20 protein-coding genes are annotated in these 21,814 nt (G+C 71.1%); 13 read left to right on the forward strand and 7 right to left on the reverse strand.

The genetic code is table 11. The annotated features are described in order from the left end of the window. Positions 1–7: 7 nt before the first annotated feature. Positions 8–988 carry a YafY family protein gene (locus ACIHAX_RS28190; protein WP_364432624.1) on the forward strand — a complete coding sequence of 327 codons (981 nt, stop codon included), beginning with the start codon at positions 8–10 and terminating at the stop codon, positions 986–988. Positions 989–1,288: 300 nt separating this feature from the next. Here the strand turns inward: ACIHAX_RS28190 and ACIHAX_RS28195 are convergent, their stop codons facing one another. Then, positions 1,289–2,200, reverse strand: a complete 912-nt coding sequence (locus ACIHAX_RS28195; protein WP_397280455.1) for an SMP-30/gluconolactonase/LRE family protein — start codon at positions 2,198–2,200, stop codon at positions 1,289–1,291. Positions 2,201–2,308: 108 nt separating this feature from the next. Here ACIHAX_RS28195 and ACIHAX_RS28200 point away from each other — a divergent pair, with 108 nt between their 5' ends. The 5 genes from ACIHAX_RS28200 (at position 2,309) to ACIHAX_RS28220 (ending at position 6,299) form a co-directional block, all read left to right on the forward strand. Then, a complete protein-coding gene (locus tag ACIHAX_RS28200; protein ID WP_364432630.1) occupies positions 2,309–3,022 on the forward strand; it encodes an alpha/beta fold hydrolase in 714 nt (237 codons plus the stop codon). Between the two features lie 33 nt (positions 3,023–3,055). Then, positions 3,056–3,490 (forward strand): hypothetical protein, encoded by a 435-nt coding sequence (locus ACIHAX_RS28205; protein ID WP_356967244.1) that lies wholly within the window; start codon positions 3,056–3,058, stop codon positions 3,488–3,490. Next, positions 3,483–4,793, forward strand: a complete 1,311-nt coding sequence (locus ACIHAX_RS28210; RefSeq protein ID WP_397280457.1) for a WXG100 family type VII secretion target — start codon at positions 3,483–3,485, stop codon at positions 4,791–4,793. The genes ACIHAX_RS28205 and ACIHAX_RS28210 overlap by 8 nt, the downstream gene beginning before the upstream one ends. Further along, positions 4,775–5,611, forward strand: a complete 837-nt coding sequence (locus ACIHAX_RS28215; RefSeq protein ID WP_355077269.1) for an ESX secretion-associated protein EspG — start codon at positions 4,775–4,777, stop codon at positions 5,609–5,611. Before ACIHAX_RS28210 ends, ACIHAX_RS28215 begins: the two co-directional genes overlap by 19 nt. 163 nt (positions 5,612–5,774) lie before the next feature. Continuing rightward, positions 5,775–6,299: a gamma carbonic anhydrase family protein gene (locus tag ACIHAX_RS28220; RefSeq protein WP_397280459.1), complete on the forward strand. Its 525-nt coding sequence runs from the start codon at positions 5,775–5,777 to the stop codon at positions 6,297–6,299. Here the strand turns inward: ACIHAX_RS28220 and ACIHAX_RS28225 are convergent, their stop codons facing one another. Then, complete coding sequence (locus ACIHAX_RS28225; protein WP_355077273.1) at positions 6,300–6,923, reverse strand: phosphoribosyltransferase family protein; 624 nt, start codon at positions 6,921–6,923, stop codon at positions 6,300–6,302. It abuts the gene before it with no gap. Between the two features lie 12 nt (positions 6,924–6,935). After that, on the reverse strand, positions 6,936–7,790 hold the full coding sequence (locus ACIHAX_RS28230; protein ID WP_397280461.1) for a carbon-nitrogen hydrolase family protein: 855 nt from the start codon (positions 7,788–7,790) through the stop codon (positions 6,936–6,938). A 62-nt stretch (positions 7,791–7,852) separates the two neighbouring features. Here ACIHAX_RS28230 and ACIHAX_RS28235 point away from each other — a divergent pair, with 62 nt between their 5' ends. Both ACIHAX_RS28235 and ACIHAX_RS28240 read left to right on the forward strand, forming a co-directional pair. Continuing rightward, positions 7,853–9,643: a DEAD/DEAH box helicase gene (locus tag ACIHAX_RS28235; RefSeq protein WP_355077277.1), complete on the forward strand. Its 1,791-nt coding sequence runs from the start codon at positions 7,853–7,855 to the stop codon at positions 9,641–9,643. A gap of 116 nt (positions 9,644–9,759) precedes the next feature. Next, a complete protein-coding gene (locus ACIHAX_RS28240) occupies positions 9,760–13,137 on the forward strand; it encodes an AAA domain-containing protein (protein ID WP_397280464.1) in 3,378 nt (1,125 codons plus the stop codon). Here ACIHAX_RS28240 and ACIHAX_RS28245 read toward each other — a convergent pair. Further along, the gene (locus ACIHAX_RS28245) at positions 13,107–14,285 is read right to left on the reverse strand and encodes an amino acid deaminase/aldolase (protein ID WP_397280466.1); all 1,179 of its coding nucleotides are present in this window, start codon (positions 14,283–14,285) and stop codon (positions 13,107–13,109) included. The genes ACIHAX_RS28240 and ACIHAX_RS28245 overlap by 31 nt on opposite strands. Before the next feature lie 43 nt (positions 14,286–14,328). Beyond that, complete coding sequence (locus tag ACIHAX_RS28250; protein WP_355077281.1) at positions 14,329–14,811, reverse strand: TetR family transcriptional regulator; 483 nt, start codon at positions 14,809–14,811, stop codon at positions 14,329–14,331. 416 nt (positions 14,812–15,227) lie between these two features. Between ACIHAX_RS28250 and ACIHAX_RS28255 the strand changes: the two genes are divergently transcribed. After that, positions 15,228–15,974 carry a tyrosine-protein phosphatase gene (locus ACIHAX_RS28255; protein WP_355077283.1) on the forward strand — a complete coding sequence of 249 codons (747 nt, stop codon included), beginning with the start codon at positions 15,228–15,230 and terminating at the stop codon, positions 15,972–15,974. 7 nt (positions 15,975–15,981) lie between these two features. On the opposite strand, the gene ACIHAX_RS28260 is transcribed toward ACIHAX_RS28255, so the two are convergent. Beyond that, entirely contained in the window at positions 15,982–17,217 is a 1,236-nt protein-coding gene (locus ACIHAX_RS28260; protein WP_397280468.1) for a class I adenylate-forming enzyme family protein, read from the reverse strand. Positions 17,218–17,309: 92 nt separating this feature from the next. Continuing rightward, a complete protein-coding gene (locus ACIHAX_RS28265; RefSeq protein WP_364432651.1) occupies positions 17,310–18,104 on the reverse strand; it encodes an enoyl-CoA hydratase/isomerase family protein in 795 nt (264 codons plus the stop codon). 38 nt (positions 18,105–18,142) lie between these two features. Here ACIHAX_RS28265 and ACIHAX_RS28270 point away from each other — a divergent pair, with 38 nt between their 5' ends. The 4 genes from ACIHAX_RS28270 to ACIHAX_RS28285 all read left to right on the forward strand — a co-directional run bounded on the left by ACIHAX_RS28270 (position 18,143) and on the right by ACIHAX_RS28285 (position 21,800). After that, entirely contained in the window at positions 18,143–19,168 is a 1,026-nt protein-coding gene (locus ACIHAX_RS28270; protein WP_355077288.1) for a glutathione S-transferase C-terminal domain-containing protein, read from the forward strand. 138 nt (positions 19,169–19,306) lie between these two features. Then, entirely contained in the window at positions 19,307–20,038 is a 732-nt protein-coding gene (locus ACIHAX_RS28275; RefSeq protein ID WP_355077290.1) for a hypothetical protein, read from the forward strand. Continuing rightward, positions 20,035–21,021: an ATP-binding cassette domain-containing protein gene (locus ACIHAX_RS28280; RefSeq protein WP_364432656.1), complete on the forward strand. Its 987-nt coding sequence runs from the start codon at positions 20,035–20,037 to the stop codon at positions 21,019–21,021. The genes ACIHAX_RS28275 and ACIHAX_RS28280 overlap by 4 nt, the downstream gene beginning before the upstream one ends. After that, positions 21,018–21,800 (forward strand): ABC transporter permease, encoded by a 783-nt coding sequence (locus tag ACIHAX_RS28285; protein ID WP_397280471.1) that lies wholly within the window; start codon positions 21,018–21,020, stop codon positions 21,798–21,800. The genes ACIHAX_RS28280 and ACIHAX_RS28285 overlap by 4 nt, the downstream gene beginning before the upstream one ends. The last annotated feature ends 14 nt before the right edge of the window (positions 21,801–21,814 follow it).

Below are 21,814 nucleotides of genomic sequence, written 5' to 3' on the forward strand. Positions count from 1 at the left end.
CTGATTCGTGAACGACACTCCCGCCCGACTGCTTCGCCTGCTGTCGCTGCTCCAGACGCCACGGGAATGGCCGGGCAGCGAATTGGCCGAACGCCTCGGTGTCACCGACCGCACGGTGCGCCGCGACATCGATCGGCTGCGCGAACTCGGCTATCCGGTGACCGCGACGCTCGGCGCTGCGGGCGGATACCGCCTCGCGGCGGGCACGGCGATGCCGCCGCTGCTGGTCGAGGACGACGAGGCCGTCGCCATCGCGGTCGGGTTGCGTGCCGCCGCCGGGTCCGCGGTGGCCGGGATCGAGGAGGCGTCGGTCCGGGCGCTGGCCAAGGTGGAGCAGGTGCTGCCCGCGAAGTTGCGACGCAGGGTGCGGGTACTCGCCGTCGCGCTGACCCCGCCCACCGCCGACGGGCCCACGGCCGACCCCGAGGTGCTCGCCACGCTCGCGGCGACCGTGACCAACCGGGAGCGGGTGCGTTTCGCCTACCGCGACGAGGCGGGCGGCGAGACCAGACGCAACACCGAGCCGGTCGGCCTCGTACCCGCCCGGCGGCGCTGGTATCTGGTCGGCTACGACCTCGATCGGGCCGGCTGGCGGGTCTACCGCGTCGACCGGATCGACCGTCCGCAGCCCACCGCCGCCCGCTTCTCGCCGCGTGCGCTACCCGCCGCCGATGCCGCCGCCTACGTCGCGGGCCGCCGCACCGACTGGGGCACACCGTCCTTCCGGCTCCGAGTGACCGTCCACACCTCCGCCGACCGTGTCACGGGGCGGCTGGGTGAAAGCCCCGGCGATGTCGTCGCGATCGACCCGGACACCTGCCGGATCGACGCCCGGCGCGACGACGCGCCGGAATGGTTGGCTCACCGGCTGCTCGCGCTGGGAGCGGACTTCGAAGTTCACGAGCCTCCGGAACTCATCGCCCATCTGCGGGCCATCGCTGACCGCGCCGAGCGCGCGATCGACCCACGGCAGGGACCTATGATCTGAGCTCGCCGGTCCCGCTTGCCGATGACAGCATCACCGGCCGCTTGCACAAGCAAGGCGTAATCAAAACCTCTGCCGGACAGCATATTCACCTCGCTGCGGTGTGTGGACCGCGCGTTCGGTGCCGGCTCGTGGACACGCGGTCCTCCTGGCCCTGCGGCGCGATACCCGCGCGGCCGGATTGCCGGGCGCGCCGACACCGTGCCGCCGATCGATGTGGAGATGGACGCCGCTTCGCTCCCCTCTTCGCGCGGATACCGCGACGGCGCCGAAGCCTGTGATCCCGACGACGGCGGCTCGACCTCAGCGAGAGAGCTGGATTCGGAGGAGAGCGCCGGATTCCGTGCTCGCCGTCAATTCGTCCGGACGGCCGGGGACGGCGGCGACCGCGGTGAGCGGCTGCCCGTTGAGCACGGCGCAGGTAGCGCCGGAGGTCGGATCGACGCGGATCAATTGGCCGGTGAGGGTGGTGACGTAGAGGATGCCGCTCGGATCGGCCAGAAGATCGTCGGCGAAATCCGGGAGACCGGCCAGTTGCGAGGACAGGTCGGCGACGGTGCTGCGGGACGCGGGCGCGTCGAGCGGGATGCGAACGATCCGGCCGAGCGGGCCGCCGTTGGCGGTCACGTAGAGCACGCCGTCGTGCACGACCGCGCCGTTGGCGGCCAGTCCGGCCAGCGGCGCCGCCCACGCGGTGTCGAGGGAGGCGTCGGGACGGACCTTGATCACGCCGGAGAGGGTCGCGACGTACAGGTTGCCGCTCGGGTCGAACGCCGCGCCGTTGGGCATCGTGAACCCGGAGACGAAGACCTCCGGCTTCGGCACGGCCGCCGCCGGATCGAATCGGAGCACGCCGCCGGGACGGACGACGCTGACCGGCGCGTCACCGTAGACCACGTACAGCAGTCCGTCGGGACCGAGCCGCACCGCGCCGGGGAACTCCACCGGAACAGTCGCCGTGAGGTTGCCGGCGGTGTCGTAACGCTGCACCTCATTGCGGTAGAGCCGCGATACCCACAGATTGCCCTGCGCGTCGTAGCCCAGGTTCTCCGCCCAGTCGAGCACCGGCACTCGCGCCGCGACGGCCGTGACCGCCACCGCGGGGTCGCAGGCGGCGATGGATGGCGCGGCGCCCGCGCCCGGCGCGAGCACTCCGGTGAGGGCCAGCGCCACGGCGGACAAGAGGAAGGCGCCTCGACGGCGGAGAGTTCGCAACGCGGGCACCTCGGGCTCCGGTAGGTATGAGTCGCCGCGGATCTTAACCGTTTCCGGCGCGGAATCGCGCGGTCCCACCCGCGACACGATCTTTGGCACTATCGGTGGATGCCATTCTTCGACGGCGCGCGCGGCCGGATGCACTATCGGCGGTGGCCGATCGAACACCCGCGATACACCGTGGTCCTGCTGCCCGGAATCGGCCAGCACAGCGGCCACTACCACCGCTTCGCGCGCGGTCTGCGCCCCGCCGGTGAGGTATGGGCGCTGGACACCGCCGGGCACGGGTTGAGCGAGGGCGATCCGGAACGGCCCGGCACGCTCGCCGAGCTGGTGGCGGACGCGGTGCGACTGGTCGAGCTGGCTCGTGGCGACCGGCCGCTGATCCTGATGGGCCACTCGCTCGGCGCGGTGACCGCGCTGGGCATGCTCGGGGCCGCCGTGCCGGAGTCGGCCGATGCCGCAACGGGTTCGACGGTGCTGGACCGGAACTATCCACTGCGCCCCGCCCTGCCCTCGGACGCGCTGGCGGGCCTGGTGCTGTCGGGCGTCCCGAAACGCGCGCTGGGCGGCGGGGCGCCGGGCGCGCCGGGAACGCCCCTGCCGCAGCGTCTTCCGGTGCTCGCGGTGCACGGCGTGGACGACCGGCGCGCGCCGATCGATGCGATCAGGGTCTGGACTAGCCGCCACGAATCGGTAGATTTACGGGAGTACATCGACGCCGGGCACGACCTGCTGCACGAGCCGGTGCACGCGCGGGTCACTGCCGACATCGCGGATTGGATGCAGGGTGTCGTCGTGGGGTTGGCACGACATCCGTAACCGCACTTCGGACGAGGAAGGGGGACGGCGCAGATGCCATCGCAAGAGAACGGGTTCGGCGGAGAGCCGCTCGCGGAAGTCACCGCACCCGGCGTCGACATCGCCGCGCTGAACCGAGCGGTCGACGACGGCTCGCTGTGGATCGACGGCCTCCTGGTCGCCGACGGCGCGCACGAACGGTGCGCGCGCCAGTACGAGTTGCTCGCCGATCGGGTCGACGAGCAGATCCGCATCCTGAGCGCCGCCACCGCGTTGCCCGGCTTCGGCGGATTCGCCTCCGGCGACGCGCTGCGCGCCGGTTTCGAGCGCAAGGCCGACGGCGCGATCACCCGACTGAACGAATACGCCGCCGCCGCGCGAGAACTCGCCCAGACCTTCCGCGCCGCGGCCGCCGTTTACCAGCAGGCCGACGAGGCGCTCGCGCAGGCGGTCGAACGGGTCGACGTGACGGGAGCCGCGCATGCGTGAGATGCCGCGCGCCGGGCAGCGGGCCACCCACCGGCGCACCGATCCCGCCTACGCGCCGAACGTCGAAGTGTTCGACAACCTCGCCCACGACGAGATCCACGCGAAGGTCCAGTTGCTGAACCCGGCCGTCCTCGCGGGCGGCGAGCAGGCGTGGAGCGACGCGGCAGCGCACCTGGCCGACGCGGTCTTCCAGGCGCACACCGAGATCCGCGCGGCCATCGCCGACGGCTGGCGCGGCTCCGCCGCCAAGAGCGCGGACGCGGTGGTGCGCGTATTCGAACAGAGCGGCCAAGACCTGGCCGACGTGTTCGCGGTCGTCTCGCAGCGCCTCGGACAGGCGAGCGACGCGGCGGAGGCGCTGCGCGCCGCGGTGACCGAGCCGTCCACCGGCGCACCGGATCTGGGGGCGGCACTGCTCGATCCGTCCCGGGCGACCAGCAATGTCGATGGGCAGAAGGCGAGCGAGCACGCCCGTCAGGACGTCGTGCGCGCGATGAACGACATCTACGCGGGGGTTTTCGTGCGCACCGGCACCGACGTGCCCGCGTTCCCCGACGAATCGGATCAATCGGCCGCCCCGGCTCCCACCGCCACGCCGACGAGCAAGATCGTCGGGACAACCCAGGTCGCACCCGACGCGCAGCCCACTTCGCTCGGGACGCACGCGCCGAAGCCGATCCACATGGTGGAGCAGAGCGTCTCGGCGACGTCCACCGATTCGACACCCGCCGACGAGACGCCCGCCACGTCCGCCGCCGCTGCCGCCGTGCCGACGACCGGCGCCGCGGTCGCGGACGAGACACCGGCCCCGGCCGCGCCACGAGTCGCACCCGCCGCCACGGCGGCGCTCTCGACGGTTGCGGCCGCCTCCGTTCTCCGCACCGCGCCCGCCACCGGATCGCCGGGTCCGGCGACCGCGCCCGCCTCGGCGACGAGCGAGCCGACGACGCTGCCCGCCGTGCCCGGCGTCGGCGGCCAGGTTCCGTCCGAAGAGCAGCGCAAGCGCGACGAGCGGCGAAAGCACGACGACAGCTCCGACGCGGCGGTCACCGGTCTAGGCGCCGGAGCGATGGGTGGCCTGATGGGTGGTGCGGTGGCCGCCGTCGACACCCCGCGCGGCGGTTCGAGTGTGGCCGCGAACGCCGCGAGCGCACGCTTGGCGCCGATCGATGACGAGGACGACGAGTTCGACCTCGATGATCTCCCCACGTTCCTCGAGCCCTCCGACGACGGCGGCGAACTCATCGGGTCGCTCGATCCGACCACACCGCCTGTGCTCGGTGAATGGACCGAGTACGAGTGAACTGGACGCTGACCCCGGATCAGTTCGCGCTGGCCTGGTCACGCACCGATGGGGATCGCATTCCCTATCCACTCGCCGTGCGCCTTTCGGCGCGCGACACCGCGGAACGCACCGCGCAGCTTCCCGCGCTCGACCGCTGGTGCGCTCAGGTGCTGGACGCGGATCTGGAAGCGGCGCTGCGCATCCTCGCCCAGCCGGACCTGCGCGTCGAGGTGTTCGGTCAACGTGACGCGGCGTCAGAACCGCCGTCGCGCGAGAACGGTGGACCACGCCCACCGGCGATCGACACCGGGCGGCAATCCGAGGCGCGGCCGATCCGTATCCTCGGCGCCGCCGCCGGGAACATCGCGGTTGTCGCCGCGCAACGCCCCGGTGCGACGCCCGATCGCGGCGGCGACGTGCGATTGTTCGCGGGCAGCTCGAAAACCCTGTGTCCGCGGATCGTCTCGATGCTCCCGGAGAACAATCCCGGCATGCTGCCGCGCCTGACCGCTCCCCTGTCCCAGGTCGGCGAGGACAGCCGCAACCTGGTCACCGTTCCGGTCGCGGGCCCGTCTATTCCGTCCCGGATCCGCAAGCTGCTCCGGCAGCCGCGCGAAGGCATCGGCCAGATGGTCGTCTCCGCGCGCCGCGGCGTGGGCGAACCGCGCCCGTTCGGCGTGCTGTGCTGGATCGACGTGGTCGCCGACGGCCGATACGCGGTGCGCACCGGCACGGACGTCGACATCGTCGCGGTGACCGCCGAGCGTTTGGCCGCCCAGCTGCGACCGCTCGTCGCCGCGGCCGCGCGCACCTCGACGGCCTACGCCGGGCGCTGAGCGGCGCGCAGACCCGACGCGAGTCCGACCCCGGCCCGGCACACCGACCGGCCGCGACGATCGGGGGCGCGCCACCCTGTCCGCATCGGATCCGTCGCTGAGCCACGCGGCGGATGCCCGACACCGCTCCGGTTGGCGCCACGGGACCATTTACGGTGTTCGAGTGCCACTCTACGAATTCGAAGGCAAACGTCCGCAGGTCGACCCGACCGCGTTCGTCGCGCCGACGGCGACCCTGATCGGCGACGTCCAGGTCGAGGCGGGCGCCTCGATCTGGTACGGCGCGGTGCTGCGCGCGGATCTGGCGCCGATCGTCATCCGGGAACGCGCCAACATCCAGGACAACGCGGTGCTGCACGTGCCGCCGGATGTGCCGATGGAGATCGGGCCCGGCGCGACGATCGCGCACAGCGTGGTGTTCCACGGCGCCGCGGTCGGCGCCGAGGCCATCGTCGGCAACGGGACCACGGTGCTGGACCTGGCCAAGATCGGGGCGGGCAGCATGATCGCCGCCCACTCGCTGGTGCCACCGGGGGCGGAGATCCCCGACGGCGTGCTCGCCGCCGGTTCTCCCGCCGAGGTGAAACGGCCGATCGAAGGCACCCAGGCGCAGATGTGGGTGCGGCTCAACCCGGGCTTCTACGCGGACCTGGCGCAGCGCCACCGCAGGGGCATCACCGAGATCTGATCAGCACAGCAGCGCGGTGACCTCCGCGTCCTCGAGCTGGTGGAAATCGCGGTACGCGCCGCCGACGCCGCCGAGCGAGCGCGGCACCCACGGGCAGACCGCCTCGTCGGCCTCGTCGGTGACCCGGCGCATCGCCTCGGTCGAGGAGACGGGGACGGCGGCGACGACGCGCGCGGGCCGGTGCAGGCGCGCGACCCGGCAGGCGGCCACGACCGTGGCGCCGGTCGCCATACCGTCGTCGACGATCACCACCGTGCGACCCGTCAGCGGGATCGGCCGCGACGCACCGCGCAGCACCTGCCTGCGCCGCTCCAGCTCGGCCCGCTCCCGCGCCTCGATCGAGTCGACCTTCTTGGGCGTTATCCCGGTGTGCGCCAATACATCCTGATTGAGCACCCGGACCCCGTCCTCCCCGATGGCGCCCAGCGCCAGCTCGGGCTGCCACGGCACACCCAGCTTGCGGACCAGCAGGATGTCGAGGTCACCGCCGATCACCGCACGGACCGCGGCGGCCACCGGAACTCCACCGCGCGGCAGCCCGAGCACCAACGGGTCCGACGCGCGTAGGTGTTCCAGATGCGCACCCAGCGCGTGACCCGCCGAGGTCCGATCGGTGTAGACCATCGATTCCGAACGCTACTCCGGTCCACGCTCGGTGATCGCGAATCGACGCAAGGCAAGACTCGGGTTGGTCGTGCGCACCTTGCTCAGGTACGCCAGGTCGATTCCGGCGGTCAGCACGCCCGGTTCGTCGCCGAGTTCGGCGAGCACCGCGCCGGCCGGGTCCACGATCATGGACGCGCCCGCGCCCCGGGGAGCGGCCTGGTCGGCGGCCGCGACGTAGACGGTGTTCTCGATCGCCCGCGCCCGCACCAGCGTGGTCCACTGGTCGACCTTGCCCGGTCCCGGGATCCACTGGGCAGGCAGCAGCAGCACCTGCGCGCCCGCCGCGGCGACCCGGCGCACGCCCTCCGGGAAGCGCAGATCGAAACAGGTCTGCATGCCGAATGTGATATCGCCGACGGTGAAGGTGGCGGGCGCCTCGATCGCGCCCGGCTCGACCACATCGGATTCGAGGTGGCCGAAGGCGTCGTAGAGGTGCACCTTCCGGTACCTGGTGACGAGGGAACCGTCGGGGCCGAGCACGACGAGGGTGTTGCGAATCCGGTCGCCGCCTGGCGCGACCTGTTCCACCGTTCCGGCGACCAGGAACACGCCGAACTCGCGGGCGATCGCGCCGAGGCCGGTGACGAACGGGCCGGTCAGCGGCTCGGCGACGGCGACGACCCGCTCATCGAGCCGGGTCACGGCGAACATCGAGTATTCCGGTGCGACGACCACGCGCGCGCCCCGTTCGCGCGCCGTGCGCACGTGTTCGCGCACCGCGGCCAGGTTCTCCGCGGGGGCGGTCGAAGGGGCGAACTGGACGACCGCCACGTCCAGCTGATCCGGCGTCGCATCCTGATGCGCGGGCGAGTTGTCCAGTTGCATAGATCTCACCGTATTGGGGCGGTGGCCGGGACGACCAGCAGGAGGCAGTAAACTGCTGCTCAATGAGCACCAATCAGGTCGACAGCGTTCCTGGCGACGACGACAGGGACATTGACGGCCCGTCCTTCGCCGATCTGGGTATCGATGACCGCATTCTGGCGGCCATCGCCGATGTCGGTTACGAATCGCCCTCGCCGATCCAATCCGCGACGATTCCCCCGTTGCTCTCCGGCGCCGACGTCGTCGGTCTCGCGCAGACCGGCACCGGCAAGACCGCCGCGTTCGCCATCCCGATCTTGATGGGGCTCGAGGCCACCGGTCGCAGCCCCCGCGCCCTCGTGCTCGCGCCGACCCGTGAACTCGCGATCCAGGTCGCCGAGGCGTTCGGCCGCTACGCCGCGCACATTCCCGGCCTGCACGTGCTGCCCATCTACGGCGGGCAGAGCTACGGCGTGCAGCTGTCGGGGTTGCGCCGCGGCGCGCACGTCGTGGTCGGCACGCCGGGCCGGGTGATCGATCACCTGGAGAAGGGCACGCTCGACCTGTCGCAGCTGCAGTATCTGGTGCTCGACGAGGCCGACGAGATGCTGAAGATGGGCTTCCAGGAGGACGTCGAGCGCATCCTCGCCGACACGCCCTCCGACAAGCAGGTGGCGCTGTTCTCCGCGACCATGCCCGCCGCGATCCGCAAGATCTCCAAGCAGTACCTGCACGATCCGGTGGAGATCACGGTCAAGGCGAAGACCTCGACGGCCACCAACATCACCCAGCGCTGGGTGCTGGTGTCGCACCAGCGCAAACTGGACGCGCTCACCCGGGTGCTCGAGGTCGAGTCGTTCGAGGCGATGATCATCTTCGTCCGCACCAAGCAGGCCACCGAGGAACTCGCCGAGAAGCTGCGCGCGAGAGGGTTCTCCGCGGCGGCGATCAACGGCGACATCGCGCAGAACCAGCGCGAGCGCACCATCGGCCAGCTCAAGTCCGGCGCGCTGGACATCCTGGTCGCCACCGACGTGGCCGCGCGCGGGCTGGACGTGGACCGCATCTCGCACGTGGTCAACTACGACATCCCGCACGACACCGAGTCCTACGTGCACCGTATCGGCCGCACCGGACGGGCCGGGCGCAGCGGCGAGGCGCTGCTGTTCGTCGCGCCGCGCGAGCGGCATCTGCTCAAGGCGATCGAGCGGGCCACCCGCCACCCGCTCACCGAGATGCAGCTGCCGAGCGTGGAGGACGTCAACGCCCAGCGCGTCGCCAAGTTCGGCGACGCCATCACCGAGAACCTCACCTCGTCGAATCTCCCGCTGTTCCGCAAGCTGATCGAGGATTACGAGCGCGAGCACAACATCCCGCTGGCCGACATCGCCGCGGCGCTGGCGGTGGGCTCCTACGACGGCGACAACTTCTTCATGGAGCCCGAGCCGGAGCCGGTGGAGCGCCCGCAACGCGACCGGACTCCGCGCGAACGTCCCGCTCGCCGCTTCGACGAGGACCGGCAGAGCGCCTCGCACCACCGTGCCACCGGAACCGAGCTGGCGACCTACCGGATCAGTGTGGGCAAGCGGCATCGCGTGGTGCCCGGCGCCATCGTCGGCGCCATCGCCAACGAAGGCGGCCTGCGCCGCAGCGACTTCGGGCACATCAGCATCCGCCCCGACCACAGCCTGGTGGAACTGCCCGCGCAGCTGCCGGATGAAACGCTGGAAGCGTTGCGGCGCACACGGATCAGTGGCGTGCTCATTCAGCTGCAATTGGATCAGGGTGCGCCGCAGCATCGCACGTTCAGCCGCGGCCAGCGCCGGGAGCGCGAGGGCGGCAAGCGGCCGGAGCGCCGTAAGCCGCGTTCCTGAGCCGGGCAGGGTACGTCGAGGTCAGACGCGCTAGCTACAGTGTTGCGGTCCGTGTGTAATTCGGCGCACGCCTGCAGCGGGTGTCCCGCGAAGACACAGGAGGGCCGCGTTTGTTCGTGTTCGGTGATCGTGTCGTCTGCACCGCCGTCGATCTCGTCCGCGCGGCGCACTGCGAGTTCGCCCTGCTGCGCGCCCTCGACGCCGAACTCGGCACCATCCCGGCCGACCCCGGCAGCGCCGTATCGGGGTACGAACCCGCTCCGGGAACCGATGACGTCCGTCGACGCCTGCTCGACGACTACCGCGCGCGGTTCGGCGGCGCAATGGTCGAGATCGACCGCCCCCCGGACGAACCGGGCGAACCCGGCCGCCATGTCGCGGCGTTGACCGCCGCGCACGCCGACACGGTCGCCGCGCTGCGCTCCGGCGCGCACGTGGTGCACGGCGCGACCTTCTTCGACGGCCGATTCCATTGCTCCGCCGACTTTCTGGTGCGAGCCGAACATCGGGTCCGCTACACCGTGCACGGCATCGCGTCCACGACCGCCGATCGGGTGGCCGCCGCGCTCGAACTGGCCGCCTGCGCCGAGGCACTCGACCATTCGGGCGCGCTCACCGCACCGCTGGTCCGGCTGCATCTCGGCACGGAGAGCAGCGCCGGAGCGCTGAGCGAGCTGCTTCCGCTGTATCGGGCGCGCAGGAGCCGGGTGGAGCGCATCGTGGACGAGAAGCTCGGCGAACTGCTGCCCGTGCAGTGGGGCGATCCTCGTTATCTCGCCTGCGGCCGCTGCCGCACCTGTGTCGATGCCCTCTCCGCCGCGCGCGATCTGCTGCTCGTGGCCGGTATGCCGCCCGCCGCTCGCGCCCGGCTGCGCGAAGCGGGGGTGAACACCATCGATCGGCTGGCCACTACCGAGAGCTCGGTGCCCGGCGTGCCGCCGCGCACCGTTTCCGCGCTGCGCCGCCAGGCGCAAACCCAGCTGCGCCGCGAAGTTTCGGGCGAGCCGACCTACGCGGTGCTCGACGCGACCGTGCTCGGGGCTCTGCCCGCGTCCTCCCCCGGCGATCTCTCGCTCACCGTCTCGGGCGGCGGACGGACTCCGCTCGTCGTCGAGGTCGGCGGCCCGGACACGGTGCACCTCTCGTTGCGCGGACCGAGCGGTTCGAGCGAGCCCGGCCGCGCCGCGGCCGCCGAACGCCGCGTGCTCGAGCAGGTGCTCGATTACCTGACCCAGCGCCGCCGGATCGATCCGGACCTGCACGTCTACCACTACTCCGCGGCGGTGCGGACGGCACTGCTGCGCTGCACCGGACGGCACGGGGTCAACGAGGAACTGGTAGACGAACTGCTGCGCGAGGGCGTTCTGGTCGATCTGTATCCGATCGTCCGCGGCGCGCTGCTCGTCGGCGAGTCCTCCTACCGGCTCGGCGGCCTGCGCCGGCTGCTTCCCGGTGTGACCGATCCGGCTGCCGCGGAAAACGATTGCCACACGGTGCTGCGGTTGCGCGACTGGTTGCTCGATCGCGCGGCCGAGCAACGCATCGCCACCCGGACCCGGACTCCGGACGCGCGGTCCACCTCAGCGGTCGCCGGCGAGCCCGCACCGCCGTCGTCCCGGCCGTCGTCGCTGGAGGCCGCGCTCGCGGAATACGCCGCCGCGCAGGGCGATCCGCTGCATCCGGCCGCGTTGATGGCCGCGACGCTCGGCTACCACCGGCGCGAGCGGCAGCCGCTGTGGTGGGCGCACGCCGACCGGCTCAGTCATCCGGTGGAGGAATGGGCGCAGGCCCCGGGAGTGCTGGTCGCCGACTGGGGCACCGTCGACACCAAGTGGCATCGCCGCCCCGACCGCCCGGGGATGCGGCGCTATCTCACCCTGACCGGACGGATCGGCACCGGTTCCAGCGGCGCCCCCGGCCCGAGCGCGCTGACCCCGGGTACCGCCGTCTACACCTTCTACGATCAACCGATGCCGGCCGGCATGGTGACCGATGCGGGGCAGCGGGCGACCGCTACCGCGACGGTGCTCGGCTGCTCGGTGGACGCCGAATTCGACGACACCGTCCGGCTGGAGGAATCGCTGCCGGAGGGCTGCGAACCCTACGACGAACTGCCCTCCGCGATCGCGCCGGGCCTGCCGGACTGGGATGAGAACGCCGAACTGGCGATCGAACTCGCGGCGCAGCAATTGCTGATGACCTTGCCGGAAACGCCGCGTACGGCCGTGTTCGACATCCTCGCGCGCCGCCCGCCCCGGCTGCACGGCGACGTCCGGTTGCCCGAGGTGCACGGCGACTACGCCGCGGCGATCACCGCCGCGCTGTGCGCTCTGGATCACTCCTACGTCGCGGTGCAGGGTCCGTCGGGCACCGGGAAGACCGCGACCGCGGCCCGGGTGCTGGAGCGGCTGATCACTCGGAACAAGTGGCGGATCGGCATCCTCGCGCAAACACCCGCGACCGTGGAGAACCTGCTCGACGCGGTGGTGCGGGCGGGTGTGCTGCCGGAACTGGTCGCCAAGAAGGACGCGGCGACCGTCGCACCGGAGTGGGTGGTGATCGACGCCGTCCGCTACCCGCGATTCCTGGACAACGCGATCAGCGGCTGCGTCCTCGGCGGCGAACCGGCCGATTTCGCGAACGAGGATCTGGTGCCCCGCGCGGGCCTCGACCTGCTCGTGATCGCCGACGCGGGCCGCTTCCCGCTGGCCGAGACGGTGTCCGTCGCGGAGTGCGCGCGCAATCTGTTGCTGCTCGGCGATCCGGTGGCGTCCACCGCGCGCGGCGCGCATCCGGCCCCGGTCGGCGAATCGGTGCTCGGCTGGCTGGCGGACGGACGCCAGACCTTGCCCACCGAGCGCGGCTACTTCCTGGACCGCACCTGGCGGATGCACCCGGCGGTGTGCGAACCCGTCTCCCGCCTGTACTACGACGGCCGCCTGCGCGCCAGCGAGACGGTCACCCTGGCCCGGAAACTGCACGGCGAGGACCCCGGGGTGGACACCGTCCTGGTGGACCACTACGGCAACGCCACCGAGTCGCCCGCGGAAGCGCGCGAAGTGGTGCGCCGGGTCCGCGCGCTGCTCGGCATGTCATGGACCAGCGGCGCGACCACGCGCAGGCTGCACCCCCACGACATCTTCGTGGTCGCTCCGTACGCCGCTCAGGTGGGACGCATCCGGACGCTGCTGGCCCGCGCGAAGATCGAGGACGTCCTGGTGGGCACGCCGGATCGCTTCCGCGGCCGGGAGGCGGCGGTGGTGCTGCTGTCCATGACCACCTCCTCCCCCGCCGACGCTCCCTACGGCATGCCGTCGCTGCTGTCGCGCGGGCTGATCCACGCGCTGTGCCGGGCCATGTGGAAGGCGATCGTCATCCGCTCACCGCTGCTCACCGAATACCTGCCCGCGAACCCCGACGAACTCGCCGATCTGGGCGCGTTCCTGCGGCTGACCGGCGCGGGTCAGCCGAAGCAGGCGCCCTCGCCTCGATAGGTCGGCGCGCTGACGCGGGAGCCGTCCTCGTCGACCAGATGCACGGTGCCGAATCGCTCGCACAGTTCACCGGCCTTCGCGTGCCGGAACCACACCCGGTCGCCGATCCGCAGTTCCGCGGCGCCGGACAGCGGGGTCTGCACTTCGCCAGCGCCCTCGGTGCCGATCAACTTCAACCCGCGCGGCCACACCGGTTTGGGCACTCGCGACCGCCCTGCGGGGCCGGAGGCGATGTACCCGCCCGCGAAGACGGTGGCGATGCCGGTGGCGGGACGCCGCAGCACGGGCATCGCGAAATACAGCGACGGTCTCGGCGTGAAGGACCGGTAGCCGTCGAACAACGTCGGCACGTACAGCCCGGACCCGGCGGTCACCTCTGTGACGTCCGGATCGGCGACGCTGACCTCGATGGATCCGCTGCCGCCGCTGTTGACGATCTCGAGTTCGCCGGTCACCGACCGGACCGCGGCGAGCACCTCGGCCCTGCGCTTGCGGATCTCCGCCGCGGACGCCCGCTTCACAAGACGCACAGCGAGATTGGCGTCCGGGAGCCCCGCGATCTGCGCCTCGTACGTCATCACGCCCGCCACGTCGAAGCCTCGCCGCCGGGCCTCGCCCGCTAGCGTGGCCGCTTGCTGCGGCGTGCGAACAGGGGAACGCCGCACGCCCAGGTGCAGCGGGCCGATCCGCAGGGAGGCGTCCACGTCGAGGCAGACACGTGGCCGCACGCGATCGGAGCCGACGGCGGCGCGGATCAGGTCGAGTTGCGCGGCGTCGTCGATCATCAGGGTGATGGAGCGCAGCGCGATGTCGTCGGCCGCCAGTTCGGCCAGCGCGGCGCGGTCCACGCTCGGATAGCCGAGCAGGACATCGCGCGCCCCGTGGCGCACGAGCCAGAGCGCCTCGCGCAAGGAATAGGACATGATGCCCGCGAAGCCGCCCGCCGCGGTGAGATCGGCGCCGAGGACTTCGGCGAGCACGGCACGGCAGCGCACGGATTTGCTGGCCACCCGCACCGGTGTGCCACCGGCTCGCCGCACCAGATCGGCCGCGTTCGCGCGCAGGGTGGACAGGTCGAGGGCGGCCAGCGGCGGGTCGAGTTCGGCGGTGGCCGCATGCAGCCCCGCGATCGGCGACGTCTCGGTCACCCGGACAACTCAACCACCAAGTTGGTCAAACGTCCAGTATTTGTCAGAGCTCCGCGGCCTTGGCGGCCAGCCCGCTGACCATCTCGTCGAGCACCACCAGCATGGTCTCGTCGTTGCAGTCGGCCAGCCAGCGCAGCACCGTGCCCTGCACGATCGACACGACATTGCAGGCGATCGCCTCCACCGGCTCCAGCCACTGGGTTCCGGACAACTCGGCACACATCTCCAGGAACGCGGTGACTTCCGCGTCCTTCTCCTGGTAGAACTCCGTGGCGATCGGATCGGGGAAGCAGTCGGCCTTGACCGCCCAGCGGGCGCGCAGCGCCTGCAGGGTCATCTCATACGACCTGATCTGCCTCTCCGGCGTGGCCTTGACCAGCGGCCAGTAGGCGCTGACTCCCGCGTGCAGCAGCACGCGCAGCGCACGGAGGCCTTTGTAGTCGACCGTGGCCGCCGCCGCTTCGACCGCCTCGATGACGGCAGGTCGTAGCCGGATTTCTGTTATCACTTCTCCACGTGCGCTCAACGACGACTCCCTCTCGGCGAAAGAACTCACGCACCTGCGTCGGCGCGACTCGCTGAACAGGGCGGACAACATCGGGAAACACCTGAGCTGCCCGGTCCAACATTCACCAATGGTAGAGCGTTTCCGGGGTTTGAGAACGGGTTCGATGGGTAATTCCAGACTGAAAGAATGTTTTGTTACCCAACCGCGATCGGTATGCGATCAGGCCGTGTCACCCGGAAATCGCGCTATGACGGTGGATCTCGGCGGTGCTCGGCCACTCGGCAGACCGTTGACAACGGTACGGTCCTGGTGCCGAGCAGCCCAAATCCTGTGGCGAATCCCACAGTGGAACCTCTCAAAACGGTCAGCTTATCGTGGGAGGTTCGATCCGCTACCGACACCTGTTCGTTCCGCGCTGCGGATAGCCTGGATCGGTGACTCTCTCGCCCCCCGCCGACCAGTACTTCCTCTCCGGCACGTTCAATTTCCGAGACACCGGCGGGCTGCGCACCGACGACGGCGCCAAGGTCCGTCCCGGCGTCCTGCTGCGCTCGGCGCAACTGAGCGGACTCGACGACGCGGGCCACGCCGCGCTGCGCGACCTGGGCGTCAGCGCCGTCCACGACCTGCGCGGACAGCGCGAGATCGACCACATCGGCGCCGACCGGCTGCCCGCGGACGTCCGGCTGAGCATCACCCCGTTCGACTCGCGCATGGCCGAGGCGCCGCCACACGAGGCGACCGCGCAGACCGCCTACACGCACATGCTCGAGGTCTACCGGATGTTCCCGGCACTTCCCGAGGCGCATGCCGCCATCGCGTCCCTCGCCGAGTCCGTCCTGCGCGGCGACGGCGCCGTGCTGGTGCACTGCGCGGCGGGTAAGGATCGCACCGGGTGGGCCGTCGCCACGCTGCTGCGCGCGGTCGGCGTCACAGAGACCGACGTGCAGGCCGACTACCTGCTCAGCAACGGAGCCGTCCCGGCGCTGCGCGCGCTCATGACGGCGAAGCTGCTCGGCGGTGAGGAACTCTCCATCGACCTGCTCGGCGTGCGGGAGGAATACCTGGACATCGCCACCGCCTCGATGCGCGAGTTGCACGGCGGCCTGGACGGCTATCTCGCGACGATCGGACTGACGCCCGACCTGCTCGGGCGGCTGCGCGAGCGAATGCTGGAGTGAGACAGGGTCACTCGACGGGCACCGGTTCCCTGCGCACCAAGCCGTCTTCGTCGATCGTCACCTGATCGCCGGTGTGGAACCAGGTCCCGGTGAACCGCGCCGCGGTCGTGGTCGGGTCGTCCCAGTAGCGCGGGGTGACATTCGGCCCTCGGCACAGCAGTTCGCCGCGCCCCGCCGTCGCCCGCGGGCCCCACAGCGCCAATTCCGTTCCGCCGAACGGGAAACCGAGTACCGCGGCGGCTTCGGACGAGTCCGCTCGCTCGGCGTCGTCCACCGCGAGGCCGATGCCGCTGGTCTCGGTCGCGCCCCACACCGACCACTGCCTGGCGGCGGGGAACACGCCGCGCAGTTCGGCCGCGAGGGCGGCCGGAGACGCGGCGCGATGACCGGCTTTACTGATCCGCGCGATGCCCTCGGTGCGCAACCCGTCGGAGCGCAGTTCCGCGAGCCGGGGCAGCAGGCCCGCGAAGATCCGCGGCGTCGCGGAGACCATGTCGACGCGCTCGGCGGTGACGGCTTCGGCCATGCCTCGGGTGTCCCGGGTGAGCACCACGGTGCCGCCGACGGCGAAGGTCGGCAACAGCTGATCGACACAGCCGCCCGCGTGCGCCAACGGCAACAGCACCAGGTTGCGCAGGCCGTCGGTCGGCAGGTCCAGCGCCGCGACCACCGAACGCACGGCCGACAGCAGGTTCTCGTTGGTCAGTTCCACGCCCTTGGGCGTGCACGTTCCGCTCGTGTAGCACAGCAGCGCCAGGTCGCCCAGTGCCGCGCCGTCATCGATAAAGGCGGCGCCGTCGGGCAGCTCGGTCTCGGCGCCCTTGCCGCCGAGCACGAAATCGGCACGGCTGTCGGCGATCACGCGCTCGGCCACCGACTCCGGGAGCCCGTCGTGCACCAGTACCGGTACCGCTCCGCTGAGCAGTGCGCCGAGGAATGCCTGCACCCATCGAGCGCCGGTGGGCAGGTGGACGGCGACTCGGTCCCCGTATCCGATGCCGTGCTCCTGCAAGCCGCCCGCGATGCGGGAAGCGGAGTGCCACAGCTCCCGGTAGGTCAGGCGCGGGCCGCCGACTTCCACCACGGCTTCGCGGCTCCCGAACGCGTGCACCTGAAGATCGAGTAATTCGGTGAGCGCGGGCGTGAGGTTTCCGTAGCGCAGCACCCCGTCGGCGCCCCGAGCTAGCGGGTTGTCCCAGACGTGCGGGCCGGTGAGGGGATATTCGACGAGCAACTGCGACATTCGTCCTCCGCGTGCCTCGAGTTATCAGGCACTGCGACTATATGACGCATGTCACAACTTCGCTGGAATAGGCGATGAACGTGTCCTAGCTGTCACCGGCCCGCGTAGCGCGCCTTCCCCGGACCCTGCTCGAGGAAACTGCGCACGCCGCCCCGCAGATCCTCGGTGCCGAACAGCTCGCCGGACACCTCCGGCGTCACCGAATCCGCATGTGCCACACCGCCGGAACGCCAGGCCTCGATGATCTTCTTGGTCGCCGCGTTGGCCTTCGTCGGGCCATCGGCCAGCCGGTGGGTCAGCGCGCGCGCCGCGGTGTCGAGGTCTTCGTGCACGGCGTTGACCACGCCCCACTCGGCCATGGTCGCCGCGTCGTAGAGGTCGCCGGTCATCACGAACTCGCGGGCCCGCCCCGAGCCCGCGCGCTCGGCGAGACGCTGCGGGCCGCCCATCGAGGGGGTCAGCCCGACCACGATCTCCACCAGCCCGAACTTCGCCTTCGGCGCCGCGAGCAGGATGTCGCAGGCGAGGGCGATCTCGAAGGCGGCGGTCAGGGTCAACCCGTGCGCGGCGAACACCACCGGGCACGGCAGCGCCTCCAGCGGATGGATGATCTGCGCGAACAGGGTGCGCCACAACTCGGCGCCCTGCTCGGGCGTCAGGCCGTCGAAGACGTGCACGTCGACGCCGCCGGAGACCACTTTGCCCTCGGCGCGCAGCAGCACCGCGCGCGGCGGCCGCGCCGACAGCTCGGCGATGTCCTCGACCAGCGCGTCCAGCATCGACCGGTCGAAGAGGTTGAGCGGCGGATGGGCGAGCGTGAGGGTCGCCACCTCCGCTCCGCCGTCGGTGACGTCTCGTTCCAGACGGGTGGCCTTCGTTTCACTCATCCGGTCAGCGTACGAGGTCGATCTGGAAGACTGTCGATGTGACCAAGTCGGCCAGCAAAACCGGTTCCTACGTCGAGCCCGGCGAGTTCAAACGCGACACGAACTACATCACCACCCGGATCACGGCCGACGGCCGCGACGGTTACCCGGTCGAGCCGGGGCGCTACCGGCTCGTCGCGGCGCGAGCCTGCCCGTGGGCCAATCGAACGCTGATCGTGCGCCGCCTGCTCGGACTGGAGCCGGTGCTCTCGCTCGGCTTGTGCGGACCCACGCACGACAAGCTGAGCTGGACCTTCGATCTGGACCCCGGTGGTGTCGATCCGGTGCTCGGCATCCCGCGGCTGCGCGACGCCTACCTGGCCAGGTTCCCGGACTACCCGCGTGGCATCACGGTGCCCGCCATCGTGGACGTGCCGACCGGCCAGGTGGTCACCAACGACTACGCGCAGATCACCCTCGACTTCTCCACCGAGTGGACCGCGCACCACCGGCCCGGCGCGCCGCAGCTGTACCCGGAGCCGCTGCGCGCGGAGATCGACGAGGTGAACCTCGCCGTTTTCCGCGACGTCAACAACGGCGTCTACCGCTGCGGGTTCGCCGGTACGCAGGACGCCTACGACGCCGCCTACGACCGGCTCTTCGCGCGGCTGGACTGGCTCTCCGAACGCCTTGCCGCACAACGGTATCTGGTCGGCGACACGATCACCGAGGCCGACGTCCGGCTGTTCACCACGCTGGCCCGCTTCGACGCGGTCTACCACGGGCACTTCAAGTGCAACCGGACCAAGCTCGCCGAGATGCCGGTGCTGTGGGCGTACACGCGCGACCTGTTCCAGACCCCGGGCTTCGGCGACACGATCGACTTCGGGCAGATCAAGCGGCATTACTACGTGGTGCACCGGGACATCAACCCGACCGGGATCATCCCCAAGGGCCCCGACCTGGCGAACTGGCTGACCCCGCACGGCCGAGAGGCTCTCGGCGGCAGGCCGTTCGGCGACGGAACCCCACCTCCCCCTCCGGCATCGGGCGAACGCGTGCCCGCGATCCACACTTCCGCGTAAGGACGCACCCGCCCGGGTCGAAAGCGAGGCAGCCGCCGGTGGAACCGATGCGGCTGGGTACTTCGTTGTCATGACGAGCTGACGGCAACCGGTGCCATACAGTTCTACCCAGCAGACCGGAAGAGGAGGATGCCGCCGATGCTCAAAGGCGCGTTCGAGAAGACGGTGGTCGAACTGCTCGACACCGGGTCCCGCCTGCAGGCCCCCGCGGTCGCCAAGTACGTGGACCGCATTCGCCGCTCCCACCCTGGTGAGAGCCCAGCACAGATCGTCGACCGACTGGAGAAGCAGTACCTGCTCGCGGTGACCGGCAGCGGCAGCGCGGTCGGCGCGACCGCAGCCTTCCCCGGCGTCGGCACCGTCGCGGCCATCGCCGCGGTGAGCGCGGAGACCACCTTCTTCATGGAGGCGTCGGCGGTGTTCACCCTCGCGGTGGCCTCGGTGCACGGCATCACGCCGGAAGACCAGGAGCAACGCAGGGCGCTCGTGCTGGCGGTCGTGCTGGGTGAGAGCGGCATGCAGATCGTGCAGAAGAGCGTCGGCACCTCCGCGAAGAACTGGGGCTCGGCCTTCGCCAACCGCATCCCCGGATTGTCGAGCATGAACGATTCGCTGCTGAAGCGGTTCATCATCCGGTTCATCACCAAGCGCGCGGCGCTGATGGCGGGCAAGGTACTGCCCGCAGGCATCGGCGCGGTGATCGGCGGCGCGGGCAACCGCGCCCTCGGCAAGGCCACGATCACCAACGCGCGCAAGGCATTCGGGCCGCCGCCCACCACCTGGCCGGTCGACCGCCATTTGGTCATCGAGGCCGATCCGCTCACCGCGATCGACCCGGCGAAGCCGCGACCTCCGGCCACTCCGCGATGAGCGGGACGCGGCCGATCGCGTTCGCGGTCCGGGGACTGACCAAGCAGTACGAGCTGGCGACCGCCGTGACGGACGTCAGCTTCACCGTGCCCTCCGGCACCATCGCCGCACTGGTGGGCCCGCGCGGCGCGGGCAAGACCACTATCTTGCGGGTGCTGCTCGGCCTGCTCGCTCCCACCTCGGGAACGGCGTCCGTCGGCGGGCCCGGTTCCCGGGGAAACACCGCGGGCTCCGCGAACGTGATCGGCGGCGTCCTCGCGCCGCGCGGACTGCATCCGGCCCGCACCGCGCGCGAACACCTGTGGGTCTACGCGGCCGCGGCGAACGTCGTCGACAGCCGGGTGACCGAAGTGCTCGAGCTGGTCGGACTGGACGAACACGCCAGGACGAAGATCGGCGCCCTGTCGATCGGGCAGCAGACCAGGCTGGCCCTGGCCACCGCGCTGCTCGGTGACCCCCCGCTGCTGGTGCTGGACGAACCGATGGACGGACTCGACCCCGCCGAACGCGGCTGGCTGCACGACTTTCTGCGCAAGCACGCCCGGCGCGGCGGCAGTGTCCTGCTGACCAGCGAGAGTCTCGGCGCGGTGCTGCCCGCCGCGGACCAACTGGTCGTGCTGAGCGAGGGCGCGGTGGTGTACCAGGGCACTCCGGCGCGCTTGCGGCGCGGGCATCCGGACCGGCTGGTCGTCGCCGCGTCCACCCCCATCGCGCTGGCCACCACGCTTGCGGCACAAGGATTCACGGACGCGGTGATCCGGCCGGACGGCCGCCTCGCCGTCGCCGAGGCGAGCGAAGCGCAGATCAGGACGGCGGCCACCGCGGCGCAGGTGCGGATCGATAGCATCGTGCCCGACCCGATCCACCCCGACCGCGTGCTCGCGTCGCTGACCAGACCCACCGCCACGCCTGCGCCGCACTACCCGGGCCTCTCCGCGCCCGCCCAGCCACCCTCGCCGACGCCCTACGGGATCCCACGATGATCGCCATCCTGCCCACGGACCTGGTGCCGAACGTCAACTCCGAGGTGCGCAAGGTCGTCACCATGCCGCGCGGCCGGACGCTCGCCGCAGCGCCGATCGTCGTGGCGCTGCTGGCGAGCGTCGCGTCGGCGAGCCTGGCCGGGCCGCCGGATCCGCGCGGCCAGCCAGCCACCGGCGCCGCGACGATCGGGCTCTACTTCGGCCTCGCCTTCGTCGTGCTGGCGGCGGCGGTCTTCGGCGCGCTGGCGACCGGCGCGGAGTACCAGTACCGCAGCATGGCCGTGACCACGCTGTTCAGCCCTGACCGCGACCGGCTCGCCGCCGCGAAGTTCCTGGTCATCGGAGGCTGCGCGCTGGCCGCGGCGCTGGCGGTGGAACTGGTGTCGGCCGGCGCGCTGTTCGGCGTGGGGCGCGGCAAGGTCCCGGTCACCGGGGAGTTCTTCGCGGTGCTCGGCGGCGGGCTGCTCGCCGCGGTCTGCTGGTCGTTGATCGGCGCGAGCGCGGGCATCCTGTTGCGGTCCTCGACCAAGGCGGCGGCGCTGCTGCTCGGTTGGAGTGTCGTCGCCGAGCCTTTGATCTGGCTGACCGCGCGCGGTCTCGGCATTCCGGGCGTGGTCACCCTGCTGCCCGTCTCCGCCACCGTCGGCACCGTGGCGGTCGGTTCCTATCCCGACAGCGACTTTCTCGCCCCTACTCCGGCCGCCGTGGTGGTCCTGCTGCTGTGGACCATCGGCCTGGGCGCCGCGAGCTGGTGGAATCTGCGCACCCGCGATCTGTGATCCGAGGACCCGCC

Origin of the sequence: Nocardia sp. NPDC051929 (assembly GCF_044548645.1) — a bacterium.
Taxonomy (GTDB): Bacteria; Actinomycetota; Actinomycetes; order Mycobacteriales; family Mycobacteriaceae; genus Nocardia; species Nocardia sichangensis.